Source organism: Achromobacter sp. JCM 18799 (assembly GCF_055395645.1).
The window spans coordinates 1,492,610-1,507,946 of sequence record NZ_AP043866.1 but is presented as its reverse complement, the minus strand read 5'-3'; the positions used below and the strand labels follow the sequence as shown (position 1 = coordinate 1,507,946).

General features: G+C 68.3%; 12 protein-coding genes. 5 read left to right on the top strand and 7 right to left on the bottom strand.

What is annotated here, in order from left to right; genetic code table 11:
• Nucleotides 1-220: 220 nt before the first annotated feature.
• Nucleotides 221-835, top strand: coding sequence for an ABC transporter ATP-binding protein (locus ACZ5YA_RS07225; RefSeq protein ID WP_118933278.1), 615 nt, complete (start codon nt 221-223; stop codon nt 833-835).
• A gap of 20 nt (nt 836-855) precedes the next feature.
• Here ACZ5YA_RS07225 and ACZ5YA_RS07220 read toward each other — a convergent pair whose 3' ends face one another.
• From ACZ5YA_RS07220 to ACZ5YA_RS07195, 6 genes are read right to left on the bottom strand one after another with little or no spacing between them, the layout of a single operon-like run.
• Nucleotides 856-1,839 carry a tripartite tricarboxylate transporter substrate binding protein gene (locus ACZ5YA_RS07220; protein WP_059373090.1) on the bottom strand — a complete coding sequence of 328 codons (984 nt, stop codon included), beginning with the start codon at nt 1,837-1,839 and terminating at the stop codon, nt 856-858.
• 44 nt (nt 1,840-1,883) lie between these two features.
• Nucleotides 1,884-3,815, bottom strand: coding sequence for an acyl-CoA synthetase (locus ACZ5YA_RS07215; protein ID WP_464092263.1), 1,932 nt, complete (start codon nt 3,813-3,815; stop codon nt 1,884-1,886).
• 15 nt (nt 3,816-3,830) lie between these two features.
• Nucleotides 3,831-4,964, bottom strand: coding sequence for an acyl-CoA dehydrogenase family protein (locus ACZ5YA_RS07210; RefSeq protein ID WP_464092262.1), 1,134 nt, complete (start codon nt 4,962-4,964; stop codon nt 3,831-3,833).
• Nucleotides 4,965-4,973: 9 nt separating this feature from the next.
• Complete coding sequence (locus ACZ5YA_RS07205) at nt 4,974-6,170, bottom strand: acyl-CoA dehydrogenase family protein (protein ID WP_464092261.1); 1,197 nt, start codon at nt 6,168-6,170, stop codon at nt 4,974-4,976.
• 9 nt (nt 6,171-6,179) lie between these two features.
• A complete protein-coding gene (locus ACZ5YA_RS07200) occupies nt 6,180-7,361 on the bottom strand; it encodes an acetyl-CoA C-acyltransferase (RefSeq protein WP_118933274.1) in 1,182 nt (393 codons plus the stop codon).
• Nucleotides 7,362-7,386: 25 nt separating this feature from the next.
• Nucleotides 7,387-9,507, bottom strand: a complete 2,121-nt coding sequence (locus ACZ5YA_RS07195) for a 3-hydroxyacyl-CoA dehydrogenase NAD-binding domain-containing protein (RefSeq protein ID WP_464092260.1) — start codon at nt 9,505-9,507, stop codon at nt 7,387-7,389.
• A 203-nt stretch (nt 9,508-9,710) separates the two neighbouring features.
• Between ACZ5YA_RS07195 and ACZ5YA_RS07190 the strand changes: the two genes are divergently transcribed.
• The 4 genes from ACZ5YA_RS07190 (at nt 9,711) to sodC (ending at nt 14,670) form a co-directional block, all read left to right on the top strand.
• On the top strand, nt 9,711-10,640 hold the full coding sequence (locus ACZ5YA_RS07190) for a LysR family transcriptional regulator (protein ID WP_059373077.1): 930 nt from the start codon (nt 9,711-9,713) through the stop codon (nt 10,638-10,640).
• Between the two features lie 139 nt (nt 10,641-10,779).
• Nucleotides 10,780-12,168 (top strand): GntP family permease, encoded by a 1,389-nt coding sequence (locus ACZ5YA_RS07185; protein ID WP_059373075.1) that lies wholly within the window; start codon nt 10,780-10,782, stop codon nt 12,166-12,168.
• A gap of 52 nt (nt 12,169-12,220) precedes the next feature.
• Complete coding sequence (locus ACZ5YA_RS07180; RefSeq protein ID WP_373429127.1) at nt 12,221-13,540, top strand: DUF445 domain-containing protein; 1,320 nt, start codon at nt 12,221-12,223, stop codon at nt 13,538-13,540.
• Nucleotides 13,541-14,145: 605 nt separating this feature from the next.
• Nucleotides 14,146-14,670: a superoxide dismutase family protein gene (gene sodC / locus ACZ5YA_RS07175; RefSeq protein WP_054456408.1), complete on the top strand. Its 525-nt coding sequence runs from the start codon at nt 14,146-14,148 to the stop codon at nt 14,668-14,670.
• A 12-nt stretch (nt 14,671-14,682) separates the two neighbouring features.
• Here sodC and ACZ5YA_RS07170 read toward each other — a convergent pair whose 3' ends face one another.
• On the bottom strand, nt 14,683-15,306 hold the full coding sequence (locus ACZ5YA_RS07170; RefSeq protein ID WP_464092259.1) for a glutathione S-transferase family protein: 624 nt from the start codon (nt 15,304-15,306) through the stop codon (nt 14,683-14,685).
• Between the last annotated feature and the right edge of the window lie 31 nt (nt 15,307-15,337).

Genomic DNA, 15,337 nt, shown 5'->3' with positions numbered 1-15,337 from the left:
CTCAACTGGGCCGATAGCACGAACGGACGAGGCAACCGTTACAGAATTCGAAATGTTTTGCTGAAAATTAACATTTATTTACGCCGCGTAATGTACGGCAAAAATGCAGATTTCCACATCGTCAATGCGGAAAAATTTGAGTTCAGTTCACATTTGCTGCGTTGACGCCACGCCGAGGCGGCGATGGCCGAGCGCCGCATTCCTGCGTACACTCCCGGCCATGCTACGAATCGACAATCTCGGCAAGCGCTACGGCGACCATCTCGTCTTCCAGGGGCTGACCCATACGTTCACGCCCGGATGCGTGGCGTTATGCGAAGAAGACAGCACCGGCAAGTCCACGCTGCTGGGCATCATTGCGGGCGTGATCGCGCCGGATGCGGGAGAGGTCTGGATCGACGGACACGCGCTGACCCAGGCACCGGCGCAAGCCCGGTCCCGCTTGGCCTATGTGCCCGACAATTGCATGGCGCTGCCCGCGCAGACGGGGCGCGGATTGCTGGAGCAGGTTGCGGCGGAGAAAAATGTGCCGCTGGCCGACAGCGTGCTGGACCTGGCGTTCCGGCTGGGGCTGGAGCCGCATCTGGACAAGCGCTTCGAGCAGATGTCCACGGGCACGCGGCGCAAGGTCTACCTGACTGCCGCCGCCCTGGGCGACCCGGCCGTCATCATTGCGGATGGGGCCAGCAACGGCCTGGATGCGCAGGCGCGCGGCGTGCTGGCCGAACAGTTCAAGATCTGGGCGCAGGATCGGGTGGTGCTGTTCGCCAGCCACGACCCCGAGCTGGTGGAAGCCAGCGGCGCCAGATCAGTCGAGGTTGCGGCGCTGCGCTGAAGGCGCCGCGGCCCTTATTACTACTTCGCCATCAAGCCCAGGTATTCGATCAGGCCTTTTTCCTTGACGTAGGTGGCCTGCGCCCATTCCTTGTAGTCCTGGCTGTTGCGGTAGGCGGGTTCCTGGTTCAGCTGCTTCATGACGTCCAGGCTGGCGGGATCGAACAGCGCCTTCTTGAAGGCGTCGTGCAGGGTCTTCACGACTGCCGGGTCCATGCCCTTGGGGCCCGCCAGGCCGTAGGGCGAGGTGGACACGACCTTGTAGCCCAACTCCTGGGCGGTAGGCACGTCGGGCCAGCGCGTGGTGCGCTTTTCGCCAAAGGTGACCAGCAGGCGCATCTTGCCGGAATCCACGAACTGGTCCCAGCCGGTGGCGTCGCTCTGCGCCATGACGTGGCCGCCCAGCAGCGCCTGCTGCATGTCGGCGTTGCCCTTGAACGGCACGTGGTTCAGCTTCACCTTGGCATTGATGGCGACTTCCTCGATCAGCAGGTGCGGCGATGAGCCGATGCCGGTGGAGCCGTAGTCGATGGTGCCGGGCGCCTTGCGCGCCGCCTCGATGTATTCGTTGAAGGTCTTGTACGGCGAGTCGGAGCGGACGGTGAAGCCGAAGGTGTAGCCGGACAGACCCAGGATGAAAGTGAAATCGTTGATGGGGTCCCAGCTGCTCTTCTGCATGTACGGCATGCGCAGCATGGCCAGGGTGTACAGGGTAATGGTGTAGCCGTCGGGCTTGGCGGTCTTGGCCATGGTGGCCGGACCCAGGGTGCCGCCGGCGCCGGGCCGGTTTTCGACGATGACGGGCTGGCCCAGGTACTTGGAGGCGTCCTGCGCCACGATGCGCATGTGGCGATCGGTGGAGCCGCCGGCCGGGAAGGGCACGATCAGCGTGATGGGCTTGGACGGATAGGCGCCTTGCGCCGCGGCGGCGAATGGCAGGGCGGCGCCGGCGATCGAGAGCAGTGCGGCGCCGAGGCAGGCGCGCCGCAGGGGCTGGTGGGTCATGGGTTTGTCTCCTGGGGTGTTGTTGTGTGTGGGAGGGGGACTGCTCAGTCGCGCAGGACGACTTTGACCGGCAGGCGGGCCAGCGCGTCGCGCAGGCTGGCTTTCAGCGCCGCGGGCGCGCGGGCGTCGGCCAGGACTGCGATATCGGGCTGCGCGTCGGGCTCGACCCGGAACAGCGCGCCGTCGTCGATCAGGCCAGCGTCCTGCAGGGTGCGCGCCACCACGGCCTGCGCCGACACGGCGGTGGCCAGGCGGCGCAGATCGGGCTTGTAGATCTTGCCCACGTTGGTCATGGGCATGTTGTCCAGCACGATGACGCGCTTGGGCCGCGCCGGGCTTTCGTCCACGTGTTCGGCGGCGTAGGCCAGTAGCTCGGCTTCCTGCACCCGCGCGCCTTCGGCCAGCGTGACGAAGGCGATGGGCAGCTCGCCGGCATAGGCGTCGGGGGCGCCGACCGCGGCGCAGAGCTGCACCGACGGGTGCGAGGCGAGCGCGTCCTCGATGGTCTTGGGATCGATGTTGTGGCCGCTGCGGATGATCAGGTCCTTGGCGCGGCCCTGCAGATGCAGGCGGCCGGCTTCGTCCAGATAGCCCACATCGCCGCTGATCAGCCAGCCGTCGTCGGTGAAAGCGCGCGCCGTGTCTTCGGCGTCCAGAAAGCCCGGGATCACGTTGGGCGCCTTGAACAGCACCATGCCGGGCGTGCCGGCGGGCAGGTCGCGCGCGGGCGCGCCAGCCGGCACGTCCAGCCCGACGATGCGTACCTGCACGTAGGGCAGCGGAAAGCCGACGCAACCCACCGGAAACTCGCAGCCTGGCGGCGAAATGGTGGAGATGCCCGCCATCTCCGTCATGCCCAGGCTTTCGTTGACGTGCAGCCCGAACAGGCGCTTGAAGCGCGCGGCCAGCTCGGCGGGCAAGGGCGCGGCGCCGGTGCGGCAATAGCGCAGCGACGAGATGTCGGCGCCGGCCAGCGGCACCTCGGCCAGCGCCGCGAGTATGGTCGGCACGCCTTGCAGCGAGGTGGCGCGGTGGTGTTCGACCAGGCGCCAGTAGTTGCGCAGCACGTCACGGTTGCGCAGCAGCAGGGTGGTGGGGATGACGGTCTCGACCCCCGCCGACAAGGCGGCCAGGGATGCCGGCAGCACGCCCGCCACATGGAACAGCGGGTAGCCGTTGATGACCACGTCGTCCGGTCCGGCGTTCTGCAATTGCACCGCGGCCCAGGCGCTGAAGACCTGGTTGGCGTGCGTGTGGATGGCGAGCTTGGGCGCGCCGGTGGTGCCGCCGGTATGGAAATAGGCGGCCACGTCGCCGGCATGGATGTCGCGGTTGCTGACCAGGCGGTCGGCCGGCTGCGCGGTGCGCGCAGCGTTGAAATCCAGCGCATGCCCGGGCAGCGCCGGGCGCGCCGAGGGCGGCTCGTCCAAGGGCGCCACGCGCAGCAGCGTGTGCAACGTGGGCACGCGTTCGCGCAGGCGCAGCGCCTTGGACCAGGAGCCGCATTCCACGTCGGACCCATAGGCGATCAGCACCTTGGCGCGCGCCGTGGTCATCAGGGAGGCGAGCTTGTCCTCGGCCAGCAGGGGGTTCAAAGGCTGGACGATGCCGGCGGCCTCGCCGCCCCAGAGCGCCAGGTGGTACTCCAGGCAGCCGGGCAGCAGGATGCCGACGGCGTCGCCCGGGCCCACGCCCAGTTCATGCAGCAGGTTGGCGGTCTGGTGGATGCCGGCCAGCAGTTCGCGGTAGCTCCAGCGCACCGGCGCGTCGCCGGGGTCGGCGCTGCGCAGAAAGGTCAGCGCGGTCTTGTCGCCGAAGGCCGCGGCCGAGTTGCGGAAGATCTCGTAGGTGCTGCGCACCGTGAGCGTCTCGGTCAGCGGGCGGGCCTGCAGCCGCTGTACGTCCGCCGCGCTGCGCACGGGGAACGGGGCGGCGAAAGGCGGCGAGAGGGGCGGGGCGGCATGGACCTGGGTCATGGCGTGGTCCTCCGCTCAGGCCTGCCCCAGCGCGATGTAGCGCCGCAGGTGATGGTCTTCGTCGCCCAACTGGTGGTCGATCATGACCAGGCGCTTGGCGTAGTGCGCCAGCGGCAGCTCCCAGGTCATGCCGATGCCGCCGTGCAGCTGGATGCTTTCCTCGGCCACCAGCGTGCCGATGCGGCCGATGGTGAATTTGGCGGCGGACAGCGCGCGTTCGCGGGTGGCGCGGTCCGGGTGGTCCAGCGCGGCCGCGGCGTTGATCACGGCGGAGCGCGCCTGTTCGATTTCCAGCAGCACGTCGGCCATGCGGTGTTGCAGCGCCTGGAAGCTGCCGATGGGCGCGCCGAACTGGCGGCGCGTGCGCAGGTATTCCAGGGTGGCGTCGCGGGCGCAGTCCATGGCGCCCACGGCTTCGGCGCACAGCGCCAGGATGCCGCGGCCGGCGGCGCGCTCCAGCAGCGGGTAGCCTGCGCCGGCCTCGCCCAGCAGGGCATCTGGCGCAAGCTGTACGCCGTCGAGCACCAGTTCGGCCGCGCGGCCGCCGTCGATCAGGCCATAGCCGCGCACCTTCAGGCCGGGCGTGCCGGCGCTGACCAGGAACAGGCTGATGCCGGCTTCGTCGTCCGGACCGCCCGCGCTGCGGGCCGGGATCAGGAACAGGTCGGCGTGTTCGCCCGCCGCGACCACGGCCTTGGCGCCGTTGAGCACCCAGCCGTCCGCGCTGCGTTCGGCGCGGGTTTCGACGTGCGCCAGCTCATAGCCGGAGCCGGGCTCGGCGTGGGCCAGCGCGGCGGTGATGGCGCCCGCGATCAGGCCTTCGAGGGCTTCGCGCTGGGCTGGCGTGCCGGCGGCGGCGATGGCGCTGCCGACCATGAGCGCGTCCAGCAGCGGTTCGACGGCCAGGCCGCGGCCCAGCGCCTCGAACACGACGGAAATGTCGAAGCCGCTTCCGCCCAGCCCGCCATCTGTTTCGGCAAACAGCGCGCCGATGGCGCCCAGTTCGGCGTAGCGCTGCCACAGTTCCAGGCTGTAGCCCCGCTCCGAGCGGGCGTTGCGGTCGCGCGTGGCGAAGTCGCTCTGTTCGGCGACAAAGCGGCGCAGCATGTCGGAGAGCATGCGCCGGTCTTCGGTGTGTTCAAAATTCATGGCCGGCCCTTACAGTCCGAGGATCATCTTGGAGATGATGTTCTTCTGGATTTCATTGGAGCCGCCGAAGATCGACAGCTTGCGGTTGTTGAAGTACTGCGCGGCCGCGCTCTCGGCGCCCTCGGGGCCGATGGGCGGCGCGTCGTAGCCGTCGTGCAGCGCCTCGGGTACGAAGGGACGGGCGTAAGGCCCCATGGCGCGGCGGTTCAGCGCGCTGATTTCCTGGCGGATCTGGGTGCCGCGGATCTTCAGCATCGAGCTTTCGGCGCCGGGCGCGCCGCCGCCGGCAACCGCCGCGACCACGCGCAGGTTGGTGGTGCGCATATTGGCAAGCTCGATCTCGACGCGCGCCAGCCGGGCAGCGAAGTCCGGGTCTTCAGATAGCGAACGTCCGTTCTTGCGTAGTCTTGCGGCCACCGTCTTCAGGCGTTCCAGCGCTGCCGTGGATTGCCCGACGCCGGCGATGTTGGTGCGTTCGTAGGTCAGCAGGTATTTGGCGCAGGTCCAGCCGCGGTTTTCCTCGCCCACCAGGTTGGCGGCAGGCACCCGCACCTCGGAGAAGAACACCTCGTTGACTTCGTGTTCGCCGTCCAGCGTGATGATGGGGCGCACTTCCACGCCGGGGCTCGTCATGTCGATCAGCAGGAAGCTGATGCCTTCCTGGCGCCGGCCTTCCTGCGAGGTGCGCACCAGGCAGAAGATCATGTTGGCGTACTGACCCAGCGTGGTCCAGGTTTTCTGGCCGTTGACGACGTAGCTGTCGCCGTCGCGCACGGCGGTGGTCTTGACGGAGGCCAGGTCCGAGCCCGCGCCGGGTTCGGAATAGCCCTGGCACCACCAGTCGGAACCGTCCAGGATGCGCGGCAGCCAGTGGCGCCGCTGTGCCTCGCTGCCGTACTTGATCAGCACCGGGCCCAGCATGCTCAGGCCGAAGGGCACGATGCGCGGCGCGCCGGCCAGCGCGCATTCGTTTTCGAAGATGTACTTCTGCACGGCGCTCCAGCCGGTACCGCCGTATTCCATTGGCCAGTGGCTGGCGAGCCAGCCCTGGCGGTTGAGGATGGCGTGCCACTCGACCATGTCGGCGCGCGTCAGCAGCTTGCCCTGCGCGACCTTGGCGGACAGGCGCTCGGGCAGCTTGCTGGCGAGAAAGGCCCGCACTTCGTCGCGGAAGGCGTTTTCTTCGGGGGTGAATTCCAGGTCCATGGGGGATCCTCAGTAGATTTCAAACAGGCCGGCCGCGCCCATGCCGCCGCCCACGCACATCGTGACGACGGCATAGCGGGCGCCGCGGCGGCGGCCTTCGATCAGCACGTGGCCAGCCAGGCGGGCGCCGGTGACGCCGAAGGGGTGGCCCAGGGCGATGGCGCCGCCGTCCACGTTCAGGCGATCCATCGGGATGCCCAGCTTCTGCTGGCAATACAGCGCTTGCGAGGCAAAGGCCTCGTTCAGTTCCCAGAGGTCGATGTCCTGCACCTTGAGGCCGTGGCGCGCCAGCAGCTTGGGCACGGCGTAGACCGGGCCTATGCCCATCTCGTCGGGTTCGCAGCCGGCGATCGCCAGTCCGCGGAACGCGCCCAGCGGCTGGATGCCGGCGCGCTGGGCCTCGGAGGCTTCCATCAGCACGCAGGCGGCAGCGCCGTCGGACAACTGCGAGGCATTGCCCGCCGTGACGAACTGGCCCGCGCCGCGCACCGGCGCCAGCGAGGCCAGGGCTTCGTAGGTGGTGCCGGGGCGGTTGCAGGTGTCGCGGTCCACGGTGATTTCGCGTTCGCTGACGGCGCCGGTGGCGCGATCGGTGACGGACATGGTCGTGGTGACGGGGATGATCTCTTCCAGATACCGTCCCGCGGCCTGGGCGGCTTCGGTGCGCGCCTGGCTTTGCGCGGCGAAATGGTCCTGGGCTTCGCGGCTGATGCCGTAGCGGGCCGCCACGATATCGGCGGTTTCGATCATGGGCAGGTAGAGCTCGGGCTTGTTGGCGACGATCCACGGATCCATGCCGCTCACGCCGTCGTCGCGGGTGCGGATCTGCGAGACCAGTTCCACGCCGCCCGCGATCATGGCGGGCGCGCCGTCCATGACGATGCGGCTGGCGGCCGAGGCGATGGCCTGCAGGCCGGAGGCGCAATAGCGGTTGACGGTGGCGCCGCCAACGCTGACCGGCAGGCCGGCGCGGACCACGGCCTGGCGGCCGATATTGCGGCCGGTGGCGCCTTCCGGATAGCCGCAGCCGATGAAGGCATCTTCGATCAGGGCGGGGTCTATGCCGGCCCGGTCGACGGCGGCGCGCACCGCGTGCGCGGCCAGCGTGGGGCCGGCGATAAGGTTGAATTCGCCGCGCCCCGCCTTGGTGATGGGGGTGCGGGCGGTGGAGACGATGACGGCTTCGCGCATGGCGTGTTCCTGTGTGGAGTGCGGGTCAGGCGGCCTGGTTCAGGCTGGCGAAATCGCGGCCGGATTCGGCCAACTGCACCAGCAGGGGCGAGGGCTTCCAGAAGGCGGGGTCTTCCTGCGCGTAGCCGCGGATGTCCGCCAGCACGCGCTCCAGTCCCACGCTGTCGGCGTAGTGCATGGGGCCGCCGCGATGGCGCGGAAAGCCGTAGCCGGACAGGAACACCACGTCGATGTCGGACGGGCGCTGGGCGATGCCCTGGTGCAGCACGTTGGCCGCTTCGTTGATCATCGCGGCCAGGTAGCGGCGCTGGATGTCCTCTTGGGTGTAGGCGCGCGGCGCGACGCCGGCGCGCGTACGTTCGGCGTCGATGATGGCGAGGACTTCGAGGTCTTGTTCGCCTTGGCGCGCGCCATCGGGGTAGAGGTAGAAGCCGCGGCCCGTCTTCTGGCCGAACCAGCCGCGTTCGCACAGCCGGTCGGGGATCTGCACGTAGCGCAGCGCCGGATCGCGCGTGGGCGCGCGGCGCTTGCGCGTGGCCCAGCCGATGTCGCCGCCGGCCAGGTCCGCCATCTGATAGGGGCCCATGGGGTAGCCGAAGGCGCGCACGGCGGCGTCGATCTGGTAGGGCGAGGCGCCGTCCTCCATCATCATGTCGGCCGCCTGGCGGTGCACGGCCAGGATGCGGTTGCCGATGAAGCCGTCGCACACGCCCGCGCGCACCGGGATCTTGCGCAGGCGCCGGGCCAGTTCGAAGCCGGTGGCCACGGTGTCGGGCGCGGTGTGCTCGCCCACCACGACTTCCAGCAGCTTCATGATGTTGGCCGGCGAAAAGAAGTGCAGGCCCAGCACGTCGGCGGGGCCGCGCGTGGCGGCGGCGATGAGGTTGACGTCCAGGTACGAGGTATTGGTGGCCAGCACCGCGCCGGGCTTGGCCACGCGGTCCAGCTGCGCGAACACGGCCTGCTTGACCGTCATGTCCTCGAACACGGCTTCGATGATGAGATCGGCGTCGTCCAGCGCCTCGTAGCGGGTCGAACCGGTGTAGCGCGCCATGCGGGCGTCGCGCTCGTCTGCGCTGATCCGGCCTTTCTGGACCAGCAGTTCGTAGACCTGCGCCACGCGGGCGCGGCCCCGTTCCAGCGCGGCCTCGTCCTGTTCGACCATGGTCACGGGAAAGCCGGCGTCCAGCGCCGAAACGGCGATGCCAGCGCCCATGGTGCCGCCGCCGACGATGCCGATGCGCTCCAGCCGCCGCGCCCGGGCGGGCTGCTGTCCCGGCATCTTGGCCGTATCGCGTTCGGCGAAGAAGGCATGCACCAGGCCCGCCCGCTGCGGGCTGTCCAGGCATTGCAGGAACAGCGCGCGTTCGGTGCGCAGGCCGTCCTCGAAAGGCTGCTCGATGGCGGCGCGCACGGCCTCGACGATCTTGCCGGGCGAGTACAGTCCGCGGGTGGTCCGGGCCACGCGTTCGGCCGCTGCCTCGACCTGGGCCAACGCGGCGGCCCGGTCGGCGAGCGCGCCGGCGTCGCGGGTGCGGCGCGGACCGGCGCCGATCGCCAGCAATTGCCGGGTATAGGCCAGGCCCGCGTCCAGGGGATCGGTTTCGCTGGACAGCGCGTCCACCAATCCGGCTTCCAGGGCGGCGCTGGCGGAGAGGTGCTTGCCGGTCAGCATCAAGTCCAGCGCGGCCTGCGCGCCCATGAGGCGCGGCGCGCGCTGGGTGCCGCCGGCGCCGGGCAGCAGGCCCAGGTTCACTTCAGGCAGGCCCAGCTTGGCCCCGCCCAGCGCGACGCGGTAGTGCGCGGCCAGCGCTACTTCCAGCCCGCCGCCCAGCGCCGCGCCGTGCAGCACGGCCACGACCGGCTTGGCGCTGGCTTCGATCAGGTTGCAGACGTCGGGCAGGATGGGCGGCTGCGGCGGCTTGCCGAATTCGCGGATGTCGGCGCCGGCGATGAAGTTCTTGCCCGCGCCCATCAGCAGGATGGCGCGTACTTGCGGATCGGCCTGGGCGTCGCGCACGGCCGCGGCCAGATTGCGGCGCACGGCGGCGCTCAGGGCATTGACGGGGGGATGGTCGATGGTGACGACAAGGATGTCGTCGTAGCGGCGCGCGCTGGCCGCGCCGGTGCTTGCGCTGTCTGTCATGGACAGTGTCTCCGATGAGGCCTGCCGCTGCGACGCCGCTTGGGGCGGCCGCCAGGGCCCGGCCGGGCGGACCAGGAACGGCCCGTCTTTTATGGGCTCATTCTTTCGCAGTAAAGAAGTCTTGACAATGGCATCGATAATTGACATTGAGGTCAAAAAAATTTGACAATGCCGGGGTGAATTGCGGCGGCGTGGAGGCCCGAATGGACACCAAATCCCTGACCTTGCTGGTGGAAATCCTGGACGCGGGCAATCTCAGCGAGGCCGCGCGCCGTTTGAAGATGACGCGCGCCAATGTCAGCTACCACCTGAATCAGCTGGAACGCTCGGTCGGCATGCAGTTGGTGCGCCGCACCACCAGGCATGTGGAACCGACTGAAATCGGACTGAAGCTGTATCGCCACGGCCGCAGCATCCAGGACGAACTCGCGGCGGCGCGTGAATCCGTCGAGACCCTGGGCAAGACGCCGCAGGGCAAGGTCAGGCTGAGCGTGCCCAGCGGCTACGGGCAGTTCGTGATGACGCCCTGGCTGCTGGAGTTCAAGCGGACCTATCCGGACATCGTGCTGGACGTGCTGTTCGAGAACAGTGTCGATGACCTGCTGCGCGACGAGGTCGACATCGCGGTGCGCATCATGTCCGAGCCGCCGCAGAACCTGGTGGCGCGCGAGCTGGGCCAGGTCCGCTACGTGGCCTGCGCCTCGCGGGACTATGTCGCCGCCCGGGGCCTGCCGCAGCATCCGGAAGAGCTGGCGCGCACACCCACCATCAGCGCCGCGGTCATCGGCCGCCCCTTGCGGCTTTCCGCCTACTACGGCGGCCAGCCGCGGCAGCACGTGGTGCTGGAGCCGACCGTGATTTCGCGCAACTACGCCTTCCTGCGCGATGCGACCCTGGCGGGGCTGGGCGTGGGCGTGGTGCCGGATTACGTGGTGCACGACGACATCGCGCGCGGCGACCTGGTGGCCGCGCTGCCTCAGTGGCGGCTGAGCATCTTCGGGCGCGGCATGTATATGCTGTACATGCCCAACCGCCACCACCCGCGGGCGATCTCGATGATCATCGAATTCATCCTCGAACGCGCCCAGGCCGCGCACGAAGGCAAGCCGGGATTGCTGGAGGCGGCGGGCTAGCGGCGCCGGTCCGTGGAGGGCTGTACAGGGTCGGGAGGCGCGGCGTTCCTGACTGGGCGTTCAGCTTGGCAGGCATAAAATTCCTGTTCTTTACGGCAAACGGCCGCGGGGCCGCGCCCATTTTTTCCCAGGCCCGTCCATGTCTTCCTCCGACGTCCAATTGCTTCTTACCGCGCTGGCAAGCGTGCTGGTGCTGGTTGCGCTGATCGTTTCGCGCATCCGCATGCATCCGCTGCTGGCGCTATTGATCGTTTCCATCGGCGTGGGTTTCGCCACCGGCATGGAGCCGGTGGCCATCGTCAAGAACCTGAGCAATGGCGCGGGCAAGACGCTGGGAGCGGTGGGCGTGGTGATCGCGCTGGGCGCGATGCTGGGCAAGATCCTGGCGGATTCGGGGACGACCGAACGCCTGGCCAATGCCATCCTGAACCATACCTCGCCTCGCATGATTCCCTGGGCCATGACCCTGGTGGCTTTCGTCATCGGCATACCGATGTTCTTCGAAGTCGGCCTGGTGGTGATGCTGCCGCTGATCTTCAGCGTGGCGCGCAAGCTGGAAAGCCAGGAGCGCTTCAAGGGCTCGGCCTACGTGTACGTGGGCGTGCCGGTGATATCGGCGCTGGCGGCGATGCACGGCATGGTGCCGCCGCATCCGGGGCCGCTGACGGCGATCGCCACGCTCAAGACCACGGTGGGGCCGACGATGATTTACGGCTTCATCGCGGCGCTGCCGGCCATGGTTTTCGGCGGTCCCTTGTATGGCGCTTTCATTTCGCGGCGCATGACGACGCGTCCGGACGAGGCGCTGCTGGAACAGTTCACCACGACCCGCCAGGATGCCGCCGGCCGCAATGCGCCGAGCGTGGGCCTGGGGGTGCTGGCGGCCTTGCTGCCCGCCTTGCTGATGCTGGTGCACGCGGGCGCGGAGATGCTGCTGCCCAAGGATTCCCGCGCCATGCACGTGGCGGCGTTCCTGGGCGACCCGATGGTCGCGATGCTGCTGGGCGTGCTGTTCGCCGCATTCACCCTGGTGCTGATGCGCGGCGGCGACGCGGAAAAACTGCGCGATGCCATGGGCAAGAGCCTCAAGCCCATCGCCGGCATCATGTTGATCATCGCGGGCGGCGGCGCGTTCCAGCAGGTGTTGACCAGCGCCAAGGTGGGCGATGCCATTGTGCAGCTGACGCATCAGTTTTCGCTGCCGCCACTGGCGCTGGGCTGGCTGATCGCCATGCTGCTGTCGGTGTCCACGGGGTCGGCCACGGTCGGCATCGTGGGCGCGGCGGGCCTGCTGGCGCCGCTGGCGGGCGCCGATCCCAGCCTGAACCTGCCGCTCTTGGCGCTGGCCATCGGCTGCGGTTCGCTGTTCTTCAACTACGCCAATCACGCGGGCTTCTGGATGGTGAAGGAGTCCTTCGGCATGACCATGGGCGAAGCGACCAAGACCATCTCGGTGGTGCAGTCCATCGTGTCGGTGGTGGGGCTGGTCATGGTGCTGCTGTTCAACATGCTGCCGCCGCTGGGCTGACACGCCTGCGGGCCGCAATTGTTATGCTGGGTCTGTCGTTTCCGGAGACCCCATGACAGAGATGCCCCGTTCCGCCGCCACGCATTCCGCGCTGGCTTCCGAAGCGCGCCGCACGCAGTTGCGGCGCATGAAGATCGCCGCGCTGGCGCTGCTGGTGGCGATGGTCTGCGGCTTCATCACCAGCCACGTCATGGGCGGGCAGGGCGCCTGGGCCTGGGTGCGGGCGTTCTGCGAAGCGGCCACGGTGGGCGCGCTGGCCGATTGGTTCGCGGTGGTGGCGCTGTTCCGCCGGCCGATGGGATTGCCGATCCCGCACACGGCCATCATTCCCAGCAACAAGGACCGCATCGGCGACAACCTGGCGGTGTTCGTGCGCGACCATTTCCTGGACCCGGACACGCTGATGGAGAAGCTGCGAGTGTTCGATCCCGCGGCGCGGCTTGCGCGCTGGCTGGGGCGTCCGCGGCAGGCGCGGGCCTTGAGCGAGGGGGCGCGCAATGTGGCGTTGCAGACGCTGGACCTGCTGGACGAGCGGGCGGTGCGCGGGGTGATCCAGGAGTTCGTGGTGAAGAATCTGCGGCGCTGGGACGCGGCGGACACGGCGGGCGAGGTGCTGGGGCTGCTGACGCGCGACGGGCGACACCAGGAGCTGCTGGACGCGGCGCTGGAGCGGCTGGGCGGCTATCTGGGCGACGAGGACGTGAAGGCGCGGGCCTCAAGCCTTCTGGTGAAGTTCGCGAAGAAGGAATGGCCGCGCATCATTGCGGCGGTGGACGTGGTCAAGTCGGTGGACGGGATTGCCGACAATCTGGCGGACCGGCTGGCGCGAGCGCTGGTGGAGGAACTGCGGGACGTGCTGTCCGAGCCTGGGCATCCGGTGCGGCGGGATTATGAGGCCTGGGTGCAGGATTACATCCGACGGCTGAGGGATGATCCGGCGTTGTCGGCGCAGGTGGAGGCCTTGAAGCAGCGGGCGATCGATCATCCGAAGGTGCAGGAGTATGTGCAGGGGCTGTGGGACGATATCCACGCGGCGTTGCGGCGCGATCTGTCATCGGAGGATTCGGCGCTGGCGCGGCATCTGGAGAGCGCCTTGTTGGCCTTGGGGCGCAAGCTGGGGGAAGATCCGGGGTTGCGGGAGGCGATCAACAATCACGTGCTGGGCGGGGCGCGGAGGCTGACGGGGCGCTTGCGTAGCGGGGTCACGGAGCATATTTCGCGCACGGTGAAGAATTGGGATGAGCGGCATCTGGTGGATGAGCTTGAACTGAGCGTGGGGAAGGATCTGCAGTACATCCGGTTCAATGGCACCTTGGTGGGCGGGTTGATAGGGGTGGTGCTGCATGCTGTGGTGTTGCTGGTTCGAGGGTGATGCGGGTGCTTTTTGACTGTTTCATTCGAGGCTTTGCTAGTCCTCCCGGGGCTTTGTAGGCCGGGATTTGACTGCTGTTTCCTGTGCTTCGTAGGCCGCCCGTCGGCGCGGGCGCATGGGCGGCGAGCGCCCACGATTGCGGTCCGGAGCCTACGCTCCGGACTGCCCCGTCGTCATCGTCGTCACCGCCTGCGGCGGCTCCTTCCGATTCCCTCGGGCGCATCGAGGTTGCTCGCCACCCATGCGCCCGCGCCGACGGGCTATCCATGTCTTGGTATGGGGCGCTGCTGCAGCCGTGTTTGGTTGCGAGGTTTGCGGGGCCCGCCGCCAATGGCCGCGCGGGCGGCCATTGGCGGCTTACGCGGTTGCGTACGTGGTGGTGGGGCGGTGGGTCCGCGCGGACGGGGCGGGCGCGGGATTTTTGGCGGGCAAGCAGAACAGTCAGATTTTCTCTGGCCGTATCGCCCTTGTTTGTATCAGGAACGAAGATTGCTGGCAGGTGCGCGGAAGCCGGTGCTATTGTTTTTTTCGGAATGGACGGCAACGGGCCGGCCATGTAGCAACGGGCGTCCGCGGCCTGCGGGCGCGTATCCTGGAGGCACCCCATGAAGAAAATCTCGATGCTGGTCGCGGCGCTTGCGTTCGCAGGCGCGTCTGGCGCGGCGCTGGCGGAAGACGTGTCGATGTCGTTCCTGAGCGTGGACGGCGTGGGCAAGAGCGCTGGCACGATCACGCTCAAGGACACCAAGGGCGGGCTGCAGCTTACGCCGCATTTGAAGGGTTTGCCGCCCGGCGAACACGGTTTTCATGTGCATGAGAAGGGTTCTTGCGAGCCTGGCATGGTGAACAACCAGATGGCGGCTGGCGGCGCTGCGGGCGGGCATTTCGATCCCAAGGGCACCAAGGCGCACAAGGGGCCGATGGCGACCGACGGGCATCAGGGCGATCTGCCGTTCATCGTGGTCGCTGCCGATGGCACGGCGACGAAGGCGGTGGTGGCGCCGCATCTGAAGCTGGCCGATGTGAAGGGCCGTGCGGTAATGGTGCACGTGGGCGGCGACAACTACAGCGATACCCCGGCGCCGCTGGGCGGCGGGGGCGGCCGGCTGGTTTGCGGCGTGGTGAAGTAGCCGCTTGGGCGGTCAGGCCGTGCCGTTGCGGCCGTACAGCTGGTAGCCGGCCCGTTCGGCGAGCCGGTCGTAGTAGGCGGCGACGGCCGGCAACCGTGGTTTTTCAAATGGGGTGCTGAACCAGCGGTTCACCGACAGGCCGACCGGTATGTCGGCCAGCGAGAACGCGGGGCCGGCGACGTAGCGGCCGGCCTGTTCCAGGCGCTGGTCCAGTATCGCCATGTAGCGCGCCCATTCGCGGCAGGACGCCTCGATCGCGGCGCGCTCGCGGTGGGCGGGGGATTCGCGCACCAGGGCCATGAAGGCGTAGCTCCAGGCGCGGTTCAGGTCGGTGGCCTGCCAGTCCATCCATTGGTCGACGCGGGCTCGCAGTCTGGGTTCGACGGGATACAGGCGCTGGCCGCCGTATTGCGCGGCCAGGTAGCGGATGATGCTGTTGGACTCCCACAGCACGAAGTCGCCGTCCTGGATGACGGGCACCATCGCGTTCGGGTTGAGCGCCAGGAAGGCGGGATCGCCGGTGGGCTGGAACCCGGAGCCCCAGTCTTCGCGCTCGAAAGGCAGGTCCAGTTCGGCGCAGGTCCAGAGCACCTTGCGCACGTTGATGGATGAGGCTTTACCCAGGATTTTCAGCATCTTGCCGCCGCCGTGTTGATTGACGGCGGCA

Bases quoted from the DNA above. Each gene is read 5' to 3' on its own strand.
- ACZ5YA_RS07225 (WP_118933278.1), top strand. From the start codon at position 221: ATGCTACGAATCGACAATCTCGGCAAGCGCTACGGCGACCATCTCGTC.
- ACZ5YA_RS07220 (WP_059373090.1), bottom strand. From the start codon at position 1,839: ATGACCCACCAGCCCCTGCGGCGCGCCTGCCTCGGCGCCGCACTGCTC.
- ACZ5YA_RS07215 (WP_464092263.1), bottom strand. From the start codon at position 3,815: ATGACCCAGGTCCATGCCGCCCCGCCCCTCTCGCCGCCTTTCGCCGCC.
- ACZ5YA_RS07210 (WP_464092262.1), bottom strand. From the start codon at position 4,964: ATGAATTTTGAACACACCGAAGACCGGCGCATGCTCTCCGACATGCTG.
- ACZ5YA_RS07205 (WP_464092261.1), bottom strand. From the start codon at position 6,170: ATGGACCTGGAATTCACCCCCGAAGAAAACGCCTTCCGCGACGAAGTG.
- ACZ5YA_RS07200 (WP_118933274.1), bottom strand. From the start codon at position 7,361: ATGCGCGAAGCCGTCATCGTCTCCACCGCCCGCACCCCCATCACCAAG.
- ACZ5YA_RS07195 (WP_464092260.1), bottom strand. From the start codon at position 9,507: ATGACAGACAGCGCAAGCACCGGCGCGGCCAGCGCGCGCCGCTACGAC.
- ACZ5YA_RS07190 (WP_059373077.1), top strand. From the start codon at position 9,711: ATGGACACCAAATCCCTGACCTTGCTGGTGGAAATCCTGGACGCGGGC.
- ACZ5YA_RS07185 (WP_059373075.1), top strand. From the start codon at position 10,780: ATGTCTTCCTCCGACGTCCAATTGCTTCTTACCGCGCTGGCAAGCGTG.
- ACZ5YA_RS07180 (WP_373429127.1), top strand. From the start codon at position 12,221: ATGACAGAGATGCCCCGTTCCGCCGCCACGCATTCCGCGCTGGCTTCC.
- sodC (WP_054456408.1), top strand. From the start codon at position 14,146: ATGAAGAAAATCTCGATGCTGGTCGCGGCGCTTGCGTTCGCAGGCGCG.
- ACZ5YA_RS07170 (WP_464092259.1), bottom strand. From the start codon at position 15,306: ATGCTGAAAATCCTGGGTAAAGCCTCATCCATCAACGTGCGCAAGGTG.